Below are 15640 nucleotides of genomic sequence, written 5' to 3' on the forward strand. Positions count from 1 at the left end.
GCCTTTAATCCCGCAGGAGTCTACGTATATTTCCTTCGCTATTGTTGTGTATTGTTCGGATTTCCAATTAAACACTTTAGTTATGTCCCAGCCTCATTCTTCTTTATTATTCATTTTTTTGAAAGTCATTAAACCTTAATAAATCACCATATATGATTCGGTCTGAATATTCCAACTGATTCTTCACTTCATCGAAATATGGTTCACACATCATCTTTTCCACTTTCATTTCCTCATCCTTCGAATAGCATAAATCATCTGTATATATATAGTCTTTAGTTATAAAGCTTCCATTCCGTAAGATAACTAAATCCTCCCTATCTTGAGAGAAAAGATTGTTTCCAAATACAACTTGGTTTTCGGCTTTAATTCCTAAGAGGTGAAGTAACGTTGGTCTCAAATCAATTTGACCACCAACAGTATCATTTTTTTCACCAGATAATCCCGGTATGTGTATGATCAGGGGAACTTGTTGAAGTTGGACCTCTATAAATGGGGTCACTTCTTTTCCTAAGTATGTTCCCATTGCCCGATTATGAAAACTTGAAATACCATAATGATCGCCATAGATGACTATGATTGAATCATCATAAAGGTCCTCCTCCTTTAGTCGATCAAAGAATATTTTTATGGCCTCATCCGTATACCTGACCGCTGGGAAATAATTATTTAATGTTTTACTATTTGAATCGAAAGGTTTTATAAACTTATCTTTTTCACCTAACTCAAAAGGAAAATGATTCGTTAATGTAATCAGTTTTACATGGAAAGGCTGTGGCATCTGAACCATGTGCTCTATTGATTGTTCCATAAACTCAATATCTTTTAATCCCCAACCAATACTGTTTTCTTTGTTTATTGAATAATCATCCTCCGTATAAAATCTGTCATATCCCATTTGCTTATACATTGCATCACGATTCCAAAAACTTCCGTTATTAGCGTGTAAAACAGCCGTATAATAGTGATGTTCTCCCAATATCTCAGGTAGGGAATAATATTCATTGCTGGCATGTGTAAAGAAGACAGCACCACGTGCCAAGGGGAATAATGAGTTGTTAATTAAAAATTCGGAGTCAGACGTTTTCCCTTGTGCCGTCTGATGGTAAAACTCCGTAAAATAAAAACTATCTTCGATTAATTCATTTAAAAACGGGGTTATCTCTTCCCCATTAACTGTATTCCCTATGACAAAATTTTGAACAGATTCCGCCGAAATCAATATTACATTTTTCCCTTCTCCTATTCCAAACAAATCTTCAGTGGCATCACCTATATTTTTTTCAAGGTAGCCATTGATCTCCGCCAATTCTTCTTCACTGGCAAAAACCCGTTGTGCCCTCGTATTGGCATGAAGGGTAGCATCGTAAACATGAAAATGATAGATTCCTATATTTTTAACTAACAAAGCACGATCAAATGACCTTGTTAAAAGTAATGGACGCTCAATATTAGCAAGACCAAGATTTAAGACAAAAATGACCGCTACAAAAATAAAATATGGCCGAAGTTGACCGAACGTATGTTTCTTAAAAACTGTTTTCTTTCTCAAACCAAGTATAAGTAAATAAAGAACGATCGGCACGTCGAGTATATAGAGAAAATCATACCAGTTGATTAATGCAAAAATACTTGAACCTAAGTCAGAAACATTTCCCATTAACAAAAGTGGAATCGTAATATAATCGGAAAACTCACGATAATATATCCCATTACCATAAAGAATTACCGTTGTAATAACCATTAACATTATAGTAAATAAAAACTGCTTCCATGGTTTACATGTGAAAATTAAACCAAGAACAACTAACAGGAATGGTAACGGGCTAATAATAAAAATGAGTAATTGCAATGGGTTTTCCATACGTATATTAAAATCAATCAAACCGACAAATAACGTCTTTAGCCAAAACAAAGTGATAATGGAAAAAAGTATTGGCTGCTCCCGTATTAAGTTTTTCATTACGTCCTATCCCCCATAAATATAGTAGAATACTAAAGTAGACGATATGGGATAAGAATTAGTTTCAAAAAAGAAAAACCACTTTATATGTTAATTCAACTTCCTCCCAGAGCACTACACTGATATATTTTTTTCATACACTTTCAAGTGTTGATAAACAAGGCGCAGCAACGGTGTTTCCACACCATATCTCTCAGCCAACAGCAGTAAATATCCTTGGAGATGATCCGCTTCAATAGATGCCCCTTTTTCCAAATCACGGAGCATGGACGACTTCATTTGTGGTGCCTGTTTTTCGAGTATTTGCATCTGTTTTTCCACAATTCCATCCAAGATCGGTGCCCGATGACTTTCCATAATGAGCCTAATTTCCTCAAATAGTTGCTGTATATAAGTTCTCCCCTCCAACGTATCCCGAATTGGTCCAATCGGAGAACGCATTAAGGAAGTGATCCCAGATACGGTTGTGATGAATAAGTACTTATGCCACATCTCCTGTTGAATATTTTCACTTAGGCGGAAATTGGTTTTCGTTCCAGAGAAAACTTGTTCTATTGCTTTTATTTGCTCTGTTCGATGTCCATTCCAATCACCAAATACAAGCTCATGCATTTCACTCGTTTGTATGATAGCTCCGTCTCTATCAAGTGTTGATTCCACAAAACACATCCCCCCGAGAACCTGCTCCGGAGAATAGTAAGCTCGTAATTCCTCCATATGTTCTATTCCATTTAATAGAGGAATAATAAGCGTGTACTCCCTAATAAATGGTTCAATTGTTTTTATAGCACCATCCAAATGATATGCCTTAGTCGCCAGAAATACGACATCAAATGGTTCATCCGACGAAGTGGATTGTATTGTTTTTGGGTGAAGGACAGCATCTCCGTGCGGGCTCTTCAGCACAAGGCCATTTTTATGTAATTGGTCTTGCCGTTTTTCCCTAACTAAAAAAGTAACATCTTCGCCCTTTTCAAGTAATCTTCCACCAAAATACCCTCCAACGGCACCTGCGCCCAATATGAGTATTTTCATCTGTTAGAATCCCCTCTCTACATTGTTCTAGAGATGTTACTTCGACATTGCATAATATTTTTCCTCTAACCTATTCTCGCAGGGTTTTCGACAATAATTTACTAATTTTTTCTAAAAAAATGTTTGCTTAATTTCCTAAATAATTTTACGATTGAAACGGATATATTCACTCGTTTGACAACAAATATGTATTGGAGGTGTTCCTATGGAAATTAAAAATAAAACCATCCCGCTCACAACGAAGTTAAATGTTAAAGAAGGATCTCATATTTTATATTTTTACGAAGACGAAGAACTATATATTGAAAATGCCATTTCATTTATTCTTTCTGCAAAAACACTTAATCAAAAAGTAGTATTTATTGAAAGTGAGGAACACTACCATACCGTCCTTACTCGTCTGGAGAAAAAATTAGACATGGAGACCATTCAGGACATGCTATATTATAAAAATAACTTTGAATTTTACCAAGAATATGGTAATTTTAATTTTAGTCTTGTTCTTAAGCGCTTTAAAGACCTCATCCAACCCTTCTATAATCAAAATATATCTATTCGGGTGTGGGGACATGTGGATTGGTGCGAACAGCCCAATATTAAACATAAATTAAACTGTTATGAGTCGGAAGCGGATTTGACAGTCAGTGAAATGGGATATATGACTTTATGTACATACGACGGCAAGACAGTACCTTCCTATATCCTTGTAGAAATGATGAAAAGTCACCAGTATTTTATGACTGATCACGATTTAGTCAGATCTTCTCTATACAATAACTCCAATGAGACTATCTTCCCTTCCCTTTCCGCCCAAAGAAACATGGAAACTGAGATGGATTTTTACAAACAAAAACTGGATTTTATACACGTAGTGGCTCATGAAGTAAGAAATCCACTGACTGTTATTCAATCTTATGCTTCCCTCTTAAAATCGGAGGTAACCGATGAACATCTCAAACAAAAACTTAGTTTAATAGAAGATTACTCTGTTGCCATTGACCACGAAATCCACCACATCATTCAAACAGAGCAAATGTTCTCGATTGATACATTTTGGAAAAAGAAACTCATTAGTGTTGTACCAGTTATCAAAGAGGTTGTAGAAGTGATGACCAGAAAAGCACGAACTCAAAACATCCTTCTTACATCCTCCCTTGATATGGAGCCAAACGTGATCATTAATGGCAACTTGATGGGTTTTAAACTAATTATCTCCAATTTGCTAAGTAATGCCATAAAATACAGTAATGAAGGGGGTATGGTGAAACTGAAGGGCCATTCGGATCATCAAAAAGTCCTAATTGAGATCATCGACTATGGAATTGGCATGTCCCATGAACAGCAGAATAAGCTATTTGAAAAATATCAAAAACTCAATGAAGAGGAATCAGGTCAAGGAATTGGTCTATATATGGTAAATAAATTAGTGCAGCATTTTGAAGGTAGTATTTCCGTTGAGAGTGAATTAGATAAAGGTACTAACGTAAGAATTGAATTTCCGTTATAATTATCCTGAAATACATAAGAAAAGCGTAATCGCCTAAGATCACGAGCGTAGGGCAGTGGAGGAATGACAACCGAAGTCCGCTCTTTGACTTCGTTGTCATTTCCGAAGTGCCCCGCAGCGAGTAGGCGATGGAGCTAGACAATAAGAAAAGCGTAATCGCCTAAGATCACGAGCGTAGGGCAGTGGAGGAATGACAACCGAAGTCCGCTCTTTGACTTCGTTGTCATTTCCGAAGTGCCCCGCAGCGAGTAGGCGATGGAGCTAGACATGCCCGAACAGACAAAAACTTATAAATTCTGGTGTATCTTTATAAAAAGGATCTACTAATAAAAAAAGGGGATTGAATATGGCGAAATTTTATATAGAAAAATTTAATTTTAATGAGCCAAATGTAATTGAAGAAGAATTTAAAAAACTATTAGCACAACCCATCGAGACTGTAACTCAATTGGAAAACTTCCTAAAAGATCAATCTGATCTTTATGATGCACTTGAAGAAGGATTGAGCGGACATTATATTGATTTTCAATGTCACAGCAATTCCGAAGAACAGAAAAAAACATTTGAACATGATCAAAAATATATTGAACCTATTTTCAAACGATACGATGCCCTATTAGACGAAAAATTCTTAAATTCAGATGCAAAGGACCAGTTAAATCCAGATTATTACGAACAGCTAATCAAAAAAAAGCAGAATGCGAGTGAACTATTCCGAGAAGAAAATGTGGACCTTGAAATTGAAGAGGACCGATTGGCAACGGAATATTTTGAAATAACAGGGGCATTGACAGTAGATTGGGATGGGGAAGAAGTGACCTTAAGCCAACTCCGAACATACTTAGAGGACCCTGACCGTGATATTCGAAGAAAAGCATATCTCTTATTTTCCGATGCATTTCAATCCAAACAGACAGAACTCCAGGCACTGATGAATGAATTAATTACATTGCGACAAAGAAAAGCTGACAATGCAAATTTAAACAACTATCGTGATTATATGTTTAAAAAATACGAGCGTTTTGATTACACACCAGAGGATTGTAAGGAATTAGCTAATGCGGTTCGAAAATACGTAACACCTCTAAAAGAAAAACTTCAAAAGAAACATCAAAAGGAACTTGAAGTAGAGGTTTATCGACCGTGGGATGTCAAGGGCGTTCCCAATGGACAAAAAGCACTTAAACCTTTCCAAAATGCATTAGAACTGATTAACCGTTCTGCATCTATTTTTCATAACCTTGATCCCCGGTTTTCCCAATTAATTCGGGAGATGGACGAAAAAGGGATGCTTGATCTTGAAACAAGGAAAGGGAAAGCACCGGGTGGTTTTTGTAGTCCCCTTCCTGTATCAGAACTGTCGTTTATCTTTATGAATTCCGCCAACAGCCAAAGTGATATGGTAACTTTGCTTCATGAAATGGGGCACTGTATACACAATGATTTTAAAAAGCATCATTCCATTTCGAGTTATCGAGATACTCCAATGGAATCCTCCGAATTAGCAAGTATGACAATGGAGCTCTTCACAATGGATCAATGGTACCATTTTTACGAGTCTGAGAATGACCTTCTTAGGGCTAAAAGAGATCAGTTAAAAGGGATTATTGATTTTCTTCCAGCAGGAATGGTAGTAGATCAATTTCAGCATTGGTTATATGAGAATCCCCATCATACACCGGAGGAGAGAAACCAAAAATATTTCGAGCTGGTTCAAACATTGAATTCCGGTAATGTAAATTATAATGGATATGAGGAAAACATAAAATTACAATGGCTTCCAATCCTACACATCTTTGAGGTACCGTTTTATTATATTGAGTATGTGATCGCACAGTTAGGGGCTGTGCAAATGTATAAACAATACCGTGAAGATCCAAAGATAGCTTTAGAGAACTATAAAAAGGCCTTAAGTTTAGGTAGTTCCAAATCATTACCTGAAGTATACGAGGCGGCAGGAATTCGTTTCGATTTTTCAGAAGAAATGATAGAAGAATTAATGGAGTTTCTAGAAAAGGAATTAGAAGAGTTAGAAGTATAAATTAAAAGGTATAAGAGGCTGGGACATTATTTTGTCCCAGCCTCTATCCATTAGTTAGTCTGCTGACATTTATTAAATAGAAAGTTCTGTGGAGAGTTTTGCAAGTTTCACAATTGGATCAGTCACTTTTGATTCCGGACTGAAAACATAATCAAAATCATGAATGGATATTTCGCTCTTCTCCATCCCTAATGCTTTCCCTGAGATACCTTCCATTAACAGTTCCACAGCTCTACTACCCAATGTTGTTCCTAGAATGCGGTCATAGGCAACTGGTGATCCACCCCGTTGCACATATCCTAATACGGTTACCCGTGGTTCATAATTACTATTTTCAGCAATGTACTTTGCAAACTCCTCCCCACTGCCAACCCCTTCTGCAACAATGACAATACTGTGCTTTTTACCCCTTTGGAACCCCGCCGTTAAGCGATTGATCATCTCCGGTTTTTCTGAGCTATTTTCCGGAATAAAAATACTTTCCGCACCTGTTGCAAGGCCAGACCAAGCAGCAATATCTCCTGCGTCCCGCCCCATCACTTCTATAACAAATATCCGTTCATGGGACGTTGCCGTATCACGGATTTTATCCACAGCTTCCATTACTGTATTTACAGCAGTGCTGAAACCTAATGTATACTCTGTCCCATTGATATCATTGTCAATCGTTCCAGGTAATCCAATCGTTGGTATACCCTTCTTATGTAATTGATTAGCACCACGATAAGAGCCGTCACCACCAATGACTACCAACCCTTCGATGCCATGCTCCTTTAATACCTCCACACCTTTTTGCTGACCCTCTTCCGTTTTGAAACGTTCACTCCTGGCAGAGTATAGGATTGTGCCACCTCGATGTATGATGCTTCCAACATCCTTTAATTCTAATTTTTTTATATCCCCCTCCATTAACCCTTCGTACCCTCGGTAGATACCATAAACTTCCAAACCGTGATAAATCGCTTTCTTTACAACCGCCCTAATGGCCGGGTTCATTCCTGGAGAATCTCCTCCACTTGTCAAAACACCTATTCTTTTCATTTATATACTCCTTTCATTCATCTCATCGTCTTATACCCTTGAAACTTTACAATAGCAAATAAAGGGAAATAAATCCAAGCAAAACTTTCTTTTGTTCTACCCTAATTAGGATAGTGTTTCTTTTGAGTATTATTCTATAACCTATAAAACCATATCTTTCCTATGAATAGTTTCGAAACCAATTGAACAAAATATTTCCAGATACATAAAATTTTATATTATTAGGATGTGTTCAAAATGTCAGAAAATCATAAAAAAGATGGTCAAACGTTTGGTACGAACGTTAGTGGTGCTGGAGATTCATTGGACAAACGGATGGGGACAAATGAAACAGAAGTGACTTTAACAAATAGACAAGGTCATCCTGTAACGGATAACCAAAATATCAGAACAGTTGGTAATCGTGGGCCAACAACTTTAGAAAACTATGATTTCCTTGAAAAAATAAGCCATTTCGATCGAGAAAGAATCCCTGAGCGTGTCGTTCATGCACGAGGAGCAGGTGCCCATGGCTATTTTGAATCGTATGGTACGGTTGGTGACGAACCAGTTTCTAAATATACTCGAGCTAAATTATTTCAAGAGAAGGGAAAGAAAACTCCTGTCTTCGTTCGATTTTCTTCGGTTGTGCATGGGGGACACTCCCCTGAAACGTTACGCGACCCCCGTGGATTCGCTGTTAAATTCTATACAGAAGATGGAAATTGGGATCTCGTTGGAAATAATTTAAAAATATTTTTCATCCGAGATCCCCTAAAATTCCCTGATCTCGTCCATGCTTTTAAACCCGATCCCGTTACAAACTTGCAAGACGGAGAACGAATCTTTGATTTTGTGTCCCAAACGCCAGAGGCAACTCATATGGTAACATTTCTGTTCTCTCCTTGGGGTATTCCAGCGAATTACAGGATGATGCAAGGATCTGGAGTAAACACCTATAAATGGGTGAATAAAGAGGGAAAAGGTCACCTTGTTAAATATCATTGGGAACCAAAACAGGGAATTCGCAATTTAACCCAGCAAGAAGCAGAGGACATTCAAGCGAAGAATTTTAATCATGCCACTCAGGATTTATATGAAGCGATTGAATCTGGAGAATATCCAGAATGGGAATTATTTGTCCAAATCATCAGTGATGATGACCATCCCGAATTAGATTACGATCCATTGGATCCCACGAAATTATGGTATAAAGAAGATGTCCCTTGGCAACCAGTGGGAAAAATGGTGTTAAACAAAAACCCAGAAAATTACTTTGCAGAAGTGGAACAAGCAGCATTCGGTACAGGAGTTTTAGTGGACGGACTAGATTTTTCCGATGATAAGTTACTGCAAGGAAGAACCTTCTCCTACTCTGATACTCAAAGATATCGTGTTGGCTCAAATTATTTGCAATTACCGATTAATGCTCCAAAGAAACACGTTGCCACAAACCAAAGGGATGGGCAAATGGAGTATCGTGTAGACCGAGCACCAAAACAAAACCCCCATGTGAACTATGAGCCTTCCATTATCGGAGGGTTGAAGGAAGCATCTCAAAGTGGAGAAGATCATACCCCATATGTGGAAGGGGAAGTAAAGCGGGAACAAATAGAACGGACCAATAATTTTAAACAAGCAGGTGAAACGTACCGTAGATTCTCCAATTTTGAAAGGGATGAACTCATCTCCAATCTGGTGGATACATTAAAGAGTTGCCGTAAAGAGATCCAAGAACAAATGATAGAGAACTTCACAAATGCAGATCCTGAATACGGACGAAGGGTTGCCGAAGGATTACAGAGTGCAAAAACAGATGAGAATACAACACATCGGGGACCAATTGGTTCAACAGATACTGAAAAAGCAGTTCACCAGGCGGAAGAAGTCAGCCATCCATCTGATCCGTATTAATACTTAGAAAAGAGCTTCCCGCTGGCACCGATAGTATACATCAATGCAAAAAGTCACGAAGAGAGGCTGGTAGAGGAATAGAGGCCTTTGGTCACGAACGAAAGTCACTGCCTCTTCCTCTTCTAGCTTTTTTAGGATGCGTATCCGTCCATCGGGCAAAGCGCCACGTCCTGTGGAATGCCCGATATTAGGACGCCCTGTCCGTCGAGGCAACTCGAAGCATATTCGTGAAGATTTCCTCGTTGAATAGCTTTTTGGCTTCGTTGTGCTCCTGCGATTACTCGTCGCAAGGCAGCAAAAATGCAACTCAAGTAGCAGCCTGCCTGAAGTGATCCGAGCCCGTAGGCGCTGGAGCTAGACAACAATAAGAAACTTATACTTTCTTATCTCTTTTAAAAAGACTAACAAAGTGATGTAACCCCTAAAAGGATAGATTTCACTCAACTTTCGGGGGACAGTAAAGTTTGTTAGTCTTATTTTATTTGTAGATAATTAATGAATAATGGAATCCGAACAACTTAATGACACTTATCGACAGTAACTCTTTTTAACAAGTAATGTGGCTCTCTAAGACCAATGAATTGTAATAATAATTTCACTTGCTATAATAGAAACGTAATTAGTTTATTAATTTTACGGAAAGGTCGTGTACCGTTTTATGGATATCTTTACGTTTCCAGACCCTTCTCAAGACAATATGGCGTACGCTTATATTATTATGATATTTGTTTTTCTGGCAGCATTTATCACCGTGAATCGCCTCAAAAAAGCTACTAAAAAAGCCGAAGAACAGGATAAATTAAACGAAAAACGTTACGAAAGCATAAACAAAGAGGGTACAGACAAATAAAATGTCTATACCCTTAACTTTTTGTTTACGTTTTTAATACATTGGAAATTGACCTGGTTCCTTTTCCAACCTTCAGGCAGAACCTGTTAAAAGCTTTCTGTCAGTGGAGGTACAATTTGTTTTTTTCGGGAAACAACCCCTTTTAACAAAGCTGTATTATTTTCTAATGTAACATTAAAGGCTTTTTCCACAGCAGATTTTGCTTCTCCTACAGCAATTACTTTCGAATCGTTATTTAATATGTCAGTGGCTACAAATAAGAATAAATCGAGACCTTTTTCTTCAACAGTCTTTGTTATGACTGCCTCCAATTCCTCTTTTCTCTCTAAAACTTCGTCCATATCAACAGCATTCACTTGAGCGACTTCTACCTTTTTCCCAGCCATATCAAATTCTTTTGCATCTAGTGAAATAAGCTCATTAACTGATTTATCACTAATATCAGCACCGGCCTTTAACATTTCTAAGCCGTATTCTCCACTGGATACTCCTGCAATTTCAGCTAATTCTTTTGCCGCCTGTAAATCTTCTTCTGTGAAAGTGGGAGATTTAAACAGTAAAGAATCGGATATGATTGCTGATAGCATAAGTCCAGCAATTTCTGTTGGAATCTTTATACCATGTTCCTTAAACATCTTATTTAAAATCGTCGCAGTACAACCTACAGGTTCTGCTCTGTAGTAAAGAGGATCACTCGTCTCAAAATTAGAAATTCGATGATGATCAATTACTTCAATTACACGCACATCTTGAATATCATCTGCACTTTGCTGTCTTTCATTATGATCCACTAAGATAACATTTGTTGCTTCCTTTGCAACGGAAGAAACAAGTCTTGGTACATCCACTTTAAAATAGTCCAAAGCATACTTGGTTTCTCCGTTTATTTCACCTAAACGAACCGCTTCACAATTAACACCCAGTTTTGATTTTAATGTTGCATATGCAATTGCAGAGCATATGGAATCGGTATCTGGATTTTTGTGGCCGAAAATTAATGTATTTTCCATATATAACTCACCCCTTCCATTATGTTCTATCATTTCATTCCAACCAATTCAACTTTTTTTTCGAATTTTTTCATATCGATTTAACCTTCTAGTAGAAATTAACATTATTATTGCACACGGCAATTGAATAGTCTGAAGTAAAAATCAACATTGAACGATAACAGCGCCTAAGAACACGAGCGTAGGGCAGTGCCTCTTCCTCCTCGCGTGCTGCCACTGAAGTATACGCTCGTTGGACAGCGAATTCGAAGAAGTAGCTAGAAGTCCGCTCCTTGACTCCGATTGTCACTTCCGAAGGTGCCAAAACTTATACTTCCTTACGTTTTAAAATAAATATTAACCATTCTCTATGTTACTATAAGGAAAGATAGGAAAATAAGCTAATTTAATTTTAATAAAGGAATGATTCTTATGGCAGATACACATATTTTTTCAAAAGGAGAGGAAATTGCAAACACGATTACCCATGGTATTGGGGCGTTACTCAGTATTGCAGCCCTTGTGTTGTTAATCGTCTTCTCCTCCCTATACGGGACAGTCTGGCATATCGTAAGTTTTACCCTCTACGGAGTTACAATGGTCCTTTTATACACATCGTCTACGTTTGTCCATGCTCTCCCTTTAGGAAAGGCGAAAAACGTTTTCGAAATTCTTGATCATTCATCGATTTACTTTTTTATTGCAGGGACCTATACTCCGTTTTTATTCGTTGCCATTCAAGGGGCTCTCGGATGGTCTTTATTTGGGGTCATGTGGGGACTAGCGATTGCTGGAACCATATTTAAATGCTTTTTCGTAAAAAAATTCTTATTTACTTCCACACTTTTATATGTCCTGATGGGTTGGATGATTGTATTTACCTGGAATCCCATCGTTGACTATTTACCTTCTTATGGATTAACTCTCCTAATTGTTGGTGGGTTACTGTATACATTTGGAGCAATCTTTTATATTTGGAGAGGTTTTAAGTTTCATCATGCCATATGGCATTTATTCGTTATCGGTGGAACAGCGGTCCATTTTTTTGCTGTAATGTCTCTTCTGTAATAGGTAGTAGCAATTACAAAGTTTCTATAATGAAGACAAGACTGTCTGTTCGATATATGGATGCACCTTTTAATATCATATACCTATACTTATTTATACAAAACTAGGACTTTTATATTTTTCCAAATAGTTCTATTTCCTTAAAATTTTTTAAATTATTGCAAAATTCTAGAAATACTGATATTGTTTTCTATAACGAACGAACCTTTTTACAATTAATTCATTTGAGTAGGTGTTCAAATATGGTAGCAGATGGAATCTTATTCTCATTACTTATTGGTTTTTTAAGACGGGGCACTCTACTTGGAATATCTGATTTGAAATTGAAATTCGGTTGGGTTTTCCCTATTCTCCTGATTTTTCAGTTTTCAATTTACCTCTTGCAGGAAAGAATCTATTTTTTAGGAATGATCAGTGGATATCTATACATAGTAGTTTATATTTTAGGACTATTTTTCTTATATATTAACCGCCATCATAAAGGATTCCTATTAATATTTATTGGTGTGTTCCTAAACTTTATTGTGATGGCTGTAAACGGTGGAAGGATGCCTGTATCACTGGAAGCTGCTGCCGTTTTAGATCCAATGTATGCTGATGCTTTAATTAATGGATTATACGCAAAGCATACTCCGTATATAGAATCAACATATCTTGGGTTTTTAGGTGATGTTATACCTATTACAAAGCCCTATCCACGGGACCAAGTAATAAGTATTGGTGACATCATCATGAATATTGGGATTTTTGTTTTTATCCAACACCTCATGCTTAAACATAAACGCGTCAAACAAGTTTCTCCAGCTGCTAAAGTAAATTAGTATAAGGAGGTGACAAAAAGATGAAAAAAGGACAAGCTAGAGGTATCAAAGTTACAAAATTACTTATTAATTTAGCAATTATTAGTTCTGTAGTTGTTGCATTGACATCTGGATTCAAAGTACATTAATATTAGTACAGATAGGAGAAGCGAAATCTTGCTTCTCCTAAAAACATTTAAACGAGAGTGATTGATTATGAAAGATAACAGTGCTGCATTATTAAAAAATCCGTTCAATGTCTACATCATAATAATTTCTATTATTGGGTGCAGTACAGTATTTATCCATGAGAGTTTATCTTTTGAACTAAAAATGAACGACTGGACGATAATTGCTGTATTAATTATCGCAGTTATTATTTTAAATGAATATATGATTATGCTTCCCCCGAAGGGAAACTCCCTTTCATTGGACTCCGCTATCTATATAGCCTCAATGTTTATCTTCGGAATCGAAATAACTTTATATGTTCTTATAATAAGCAGTATCATCTTTGCTTTATACCATCGAAAAATAGTTTGGTGGAAGCATTTATTTAATTTTGCTACTTATTCGATTATGATAAATTCTTCCTTCCTTACTTTTATTTACATTGGGGGACAAGTAGGATCGTTTGATGTGGCATTTCTTCCTTCATACATGTTAGCTCTAGTTAGTTATTTTGCTGCAAACGTGCTATTGGTGGGCATTTATTTTCTTTTATCTGTTTCTGAAGGTTTATTTACAATCTTTAAAGGAATTTTAAAAGATGCCCTTTCCAGTTACTTAATTACACTAGCTCTTGCATTTATCTTAACGATTCTGCTTGAATCTAATCCTGTGTTTGGACTAGTTGTCTTCACCATTGTCATCATATTGCTATCTTTAGTATTCAGACAATATTTCCATTTATACGAAGAAGTTTCCAATAAGGCAAATATAGACTATTTAACTGGTCTCTACAATCATGGTTTTTTTAAAGAGTCATTAGAACAGCACTTCAAATCTCAAGAAGATCAGCGACTTAGTCTTGCAGTTCTAGATCTGGATGACTTTAAAAAATATAATGATCATTATGGTCACCTTCAGGGAGACGAATTGCTTAAGTACTTCGGTACAATATTAAAAACTAATTGTGAAGAAAAAAACTTTATTGTAGCCAGATATGGTGGTGAGGAGTTTTCCATCCTGATGCCTGAGACAAGCATTAATTATGCCTATCAGTTTATGGATGAATTACGCAAAAAGGTGAATGACACTTACTTTAAAGGAGTAGAAATACTTCCACAAGGTTGTTTATCTTTCTCAGGTGGTATTATTGAACGTGATAAATCTATGTTGAAAGCTTCTGAATTCTTAGGTAAAGCAGATAAGGCCATGTACTATGCTAAAGCACAAGGCAAGAATAATATTCATTTATTTGATGAAAATGATCAAAATCAAAAGACACTAGACGATGAAAAGGAACTGGAACATTTAGAGCAACAACTTCGCATTTTTTTATATAAGGACGTAAACACCTATAAACATAGCCGAAGGGTTTATCAATATGCCATACATTTCTCAAAAAAACTCAACCTGAATGAACAAGATAAAAAATTGATCATAATGGGTGCTTTAATCCATGATATTGGCAAACTTGAAATACCTAGGGATATCCTTAATAAAAAAGGGAAACTGGATGCTTTAGAATGGGACATGGTTAAAAAGCATGTTATCTGGGGCAAAGAAATTATTTCTACAAATAAAGATTTAGAGGATTTAATTCCATTAGTAGAATTGCATCATGAGAGATTTGATGGAAAGGGATACCCTTATGGCTTAAAGGGCAGAAGTATACCAAAGCTAGCTCGAATTCTCTGTATAATTGATTCTTTTGATGCCATGACAACAGAACGGCCATATCAGAACACGAAAACATTTAATGAGGCTGTTGAAGAATTAATGGCATGTTCTAACCAGCAATTTGATCCTGACTATGTCATTCCATTTATTGAGATGATCAAAGAGATTTACCCAATGAAATTTAAAGAACCCCCATACAATGATACGAAAATAAGCAGCTAATACTTGCTTAACATTTAAAAAGGTTACCGTTTTATAGGAGGCCACTAAAAAAGTATCTTACAACTTTTTCAGTGTACTCTTTTATAGCGGTAACCTTTTTATGTCTACAGGTGTGGGCCATTTCACTAATTTTAATAGGATTTCCTATTTTTAAACGAATGTCCATACCTAGAGATTTATCCAGCATAAGATATGATCGAAGCTACAAATAAAGGAGCTGATTATAAAATGAGCCATGTAGGGCCAGAAACTAAAACAACAGCAGCAGCACCAGCAACTGGAGCAGGGGCAGCTGGCGGTTTCGCGTTTATCGTTGTCATCTTCGTATTATTAGTAATTATTGGAGCAGTTGTCGTAAGAGCATACTAATTACTGATATACGGATC

12 protein-coding genes are annotated in these 15640 nt (G+C 36.7%); 8 read left to right on the plus strand and 4 right to left on the minus strand.

All coding sequences use genetic code 11. The features are described from left to right. Positions 1-106: 106 nt before the first annotated feature. On the minus strand, positions 107-1963 hold the full coding sequence (locus KS419_RS08295) for an LTA synthase family protein (RefSeq protein ID WP_217065762.1): 1857 nt from the start codon (positions 1961-1963) through the stop codon (positions 107-109). Between the two features lie 114 nt (positions 1964-2077). Next, entirely contained in the window at positions 2078-2998 is a 921-nt protein-coding gene (panE, locus tag KS419_RS08300) for a 2-dehydropantoate 2-reductase (RefSeq protein WP_217065763.1), read from the minus strand. Positions 2999-3203: 205 nt separating this feature from the next. On the opposite strand from panE, the gene KS419_RS08305 reads away from it, so the two are divergent. Continuing rightward, positions 3204-4505, plus strand: a complete 1302-nt coding sequence (locus KS419_RS08305; RefSeq protein ID WP_217065764.1) for an MEDS domain-containing protein — start codon at positions 3204-3206, stop codon at positions 4503-4505. A 346-nt stretch (positions 4506-4851) separates the two neighbouring features. Beyond that, positions 4852-6546, plus strand: coding sequence for a M3 family oligoendopeptidase (locus KS419_RS08310; protein ID WP_217065765.1), 1695 nt, complete (start codon positions 4852-4854; stop codon positions 6544-6546). 72 nt (positions 6547-6618) lie between these two features. On the opposite strand, the gene pfkA is transcribed toward KS419_RS08310, so the two are convergent. After that, positions 6619-7587 (minus strand): 6-phosphofructokinase, encoded by a 969-nt coding sequence (pfkA, locus tag KS419_RS08315; RefSeq protein ID WP_217065766.1) that lies wholly within the window; start codon positions 7585-7587, stop codon positions 6619-6621. A 315-nt stretch (positions 7588-7902) separates the two neighbouring features. Between pfkA and katX the strand changes: the two genes are divergently transcribed. After that, positions 7903-9480 carry a catalase KatX gene (katX, locus tag KS419_RS08320; RefSeq protein ID WP_380087964.1) on the plus strand — a complete coding sequence of 526 codons (1578 nt, stop codon included), beginning with the start codon at positions 7903-7905 and terminating at the stop codon, positions 9478-9480. 658 nt (positions 9481-10138) lie between these two features. After that, complete coding sequence (locus KS419_RS08325) at positions 10139-10330, plus strand: hypothetical protein (protein ID WP_217065769.1); 192 nt, start codon at positions 10139-10141, stop codon at positions 10328-10330. Positions 10331-10416: 86 nt separating this feature from the next. Here the strand turns inward: KS419_RS08325 and KS419_RS08330 are convergent, their stop codons facing one another. Further along, positions 10417-11340: a manganese-dependent inorganic pyrophosphatase gene (locus KS419_RS08330; RefSeq protein WP_217065770.1), complete on the minus strand. Its 924-nt coding sequence runs from the start codon at positions 11338-11340 to the stop codon at positions 10417-10419. A 411-nt stretch (positions 11341-11751) separates the two neighbouring features. Between KS419_RS08330 and trhA the strand changes: the two genes are divergently transcribed. From trhA to KS419_RS08350, 4 genes are all read left to right on the plus strand, one after another. Next, positions 11752-12387: a PAQR family membrane homeostasis protein TrhA gene (trhA, locus tag KS419_RS08335; RefSeq protein ID WP_217065771.1), complete on the plus strand. Its 636-nt coding sequence runs from the start codon at positions 11752-11754 to the stop codon at positions 12385-12387. A 242-nt stretch (positions 12388-12629) separates the two neighbouring features. After that, entirely contained in the window at positions 12630-13208 is a 579-nt protein-coding gene (locus tag KS419_RS08340; RefSeq protein WP_217065772.1) for a DUF5317 domain-containing protein, read from the plus strand. 195 nt (positions 13209-13403) lie between these two features. After that, entirely contained in the window at positions 13404-15254 is a 1851-nt protein-coding gene (locus KS419_RS08345) for a bifunctional diguanylate cyclase/phosphohydrolase (protein WP_217065773.1), read from the plus strand. A 228-nt stretch (positions 15255-15482) separates the two neighbouring features. Beyond that, the gene (locus KS419_RS08350; protein WP_217065774.1) at positions 15483-15623 is read left to right on the plus strand and encodes a YjcZ family sporulation protein; all 141 of its coding nucleotides are present in this window, start codon (positions 15483-15485) and stop codon (positions 15621-15623) included. Positions 15624-15640 lie beyond the last annotated feature (17 nt).

It is taken from the genome of Evansella tamaricis, assembly GCF_019042215.1.
Taxonomy (GTDB): domain Bacteria; phylum Bacillota; class Bacilli; order Bacillales; family Salisediminibacteriaceae; genus Evansella; species Evansella tamaricis.

Coding starts and splice junctions, on each gene's coding strand:
- KS419_RS08295 (WP_217065762.1), bottom strand. CDS start 1,963: ATGAAAAACTTAATACGGGAGCAGCCAATACTTTTTTCCATTATCACT.
- panE (WP_217065763.1), bottom strand. CDS start 2,998: ATGAAAATACTCATATTGGGCGCAGGTGCCGTTGGAGGGTATTTTGGT.
- KS419_RS08305 (WP_217065764.1), top strand. CDS start 3,204: ATGGAAATTAAAAATAAAACCATCCCGCTCACAACGAAGTTAAATGTT.
- KS419_RS08310 (WP_217065765.1), top strand. CDS start 4,852: ATGGCGAAATTTTATATAGAAAAATTTAATTTTAATGAGCCAAATGTA.
- pfkA (WP_217065766.1), bottom strand. CDS start 7,587: ATGAAAAGAATAGGTGTTTTGACAAGTGGAGGAGATTCTCCAGGAATG.
- katX (WP_380087964.1), top strand. CDS start 7,903: ATGGGGACAAATGAAACAGAAGTGACTTTAACAAATAGACAAGGTCAT.
- KS419_RS08325 (WP_217065769.1), top strand. CDS start 10,139: ATGGATATCTTTACGTTTCCAGACCCTTCTCAAGACAATATGGCGTAC.
- KS419_RS08330 (WP_217065770.1), bottom strand. CDS start 11,340: ATGGAAAATACATTAATTTTCGGCCACAAAAATCCAGATACCGATTCC.
- trhA (WP_217065771.1), top strand. CDS start 11,752: ATGGCAGATACACATATTTTTTCAAAAGGAGAGGAAATTGCAAACACG.
- KS419_RS08340 (WP_217065772.1), top strand. CDS start 12,630: ATGGTAGCAGATGGAATCTTATTCTCATTACTTATTGGTTTTTTAAGA.
- KS419_RS08345 (WP_217065773.1), top strand. CDS start 13,404: ATGAAAGATAACAGTGCTGCATTATTAAAAAATCCGTTCAATGTCTAC.
- KS419_RS08350 (WP_217065774.1), top strand. CDS start 15,483: ATGAGCCATGTAGGGCCAGAAACTAAAACAACAGCAGCAGCACCAGCA.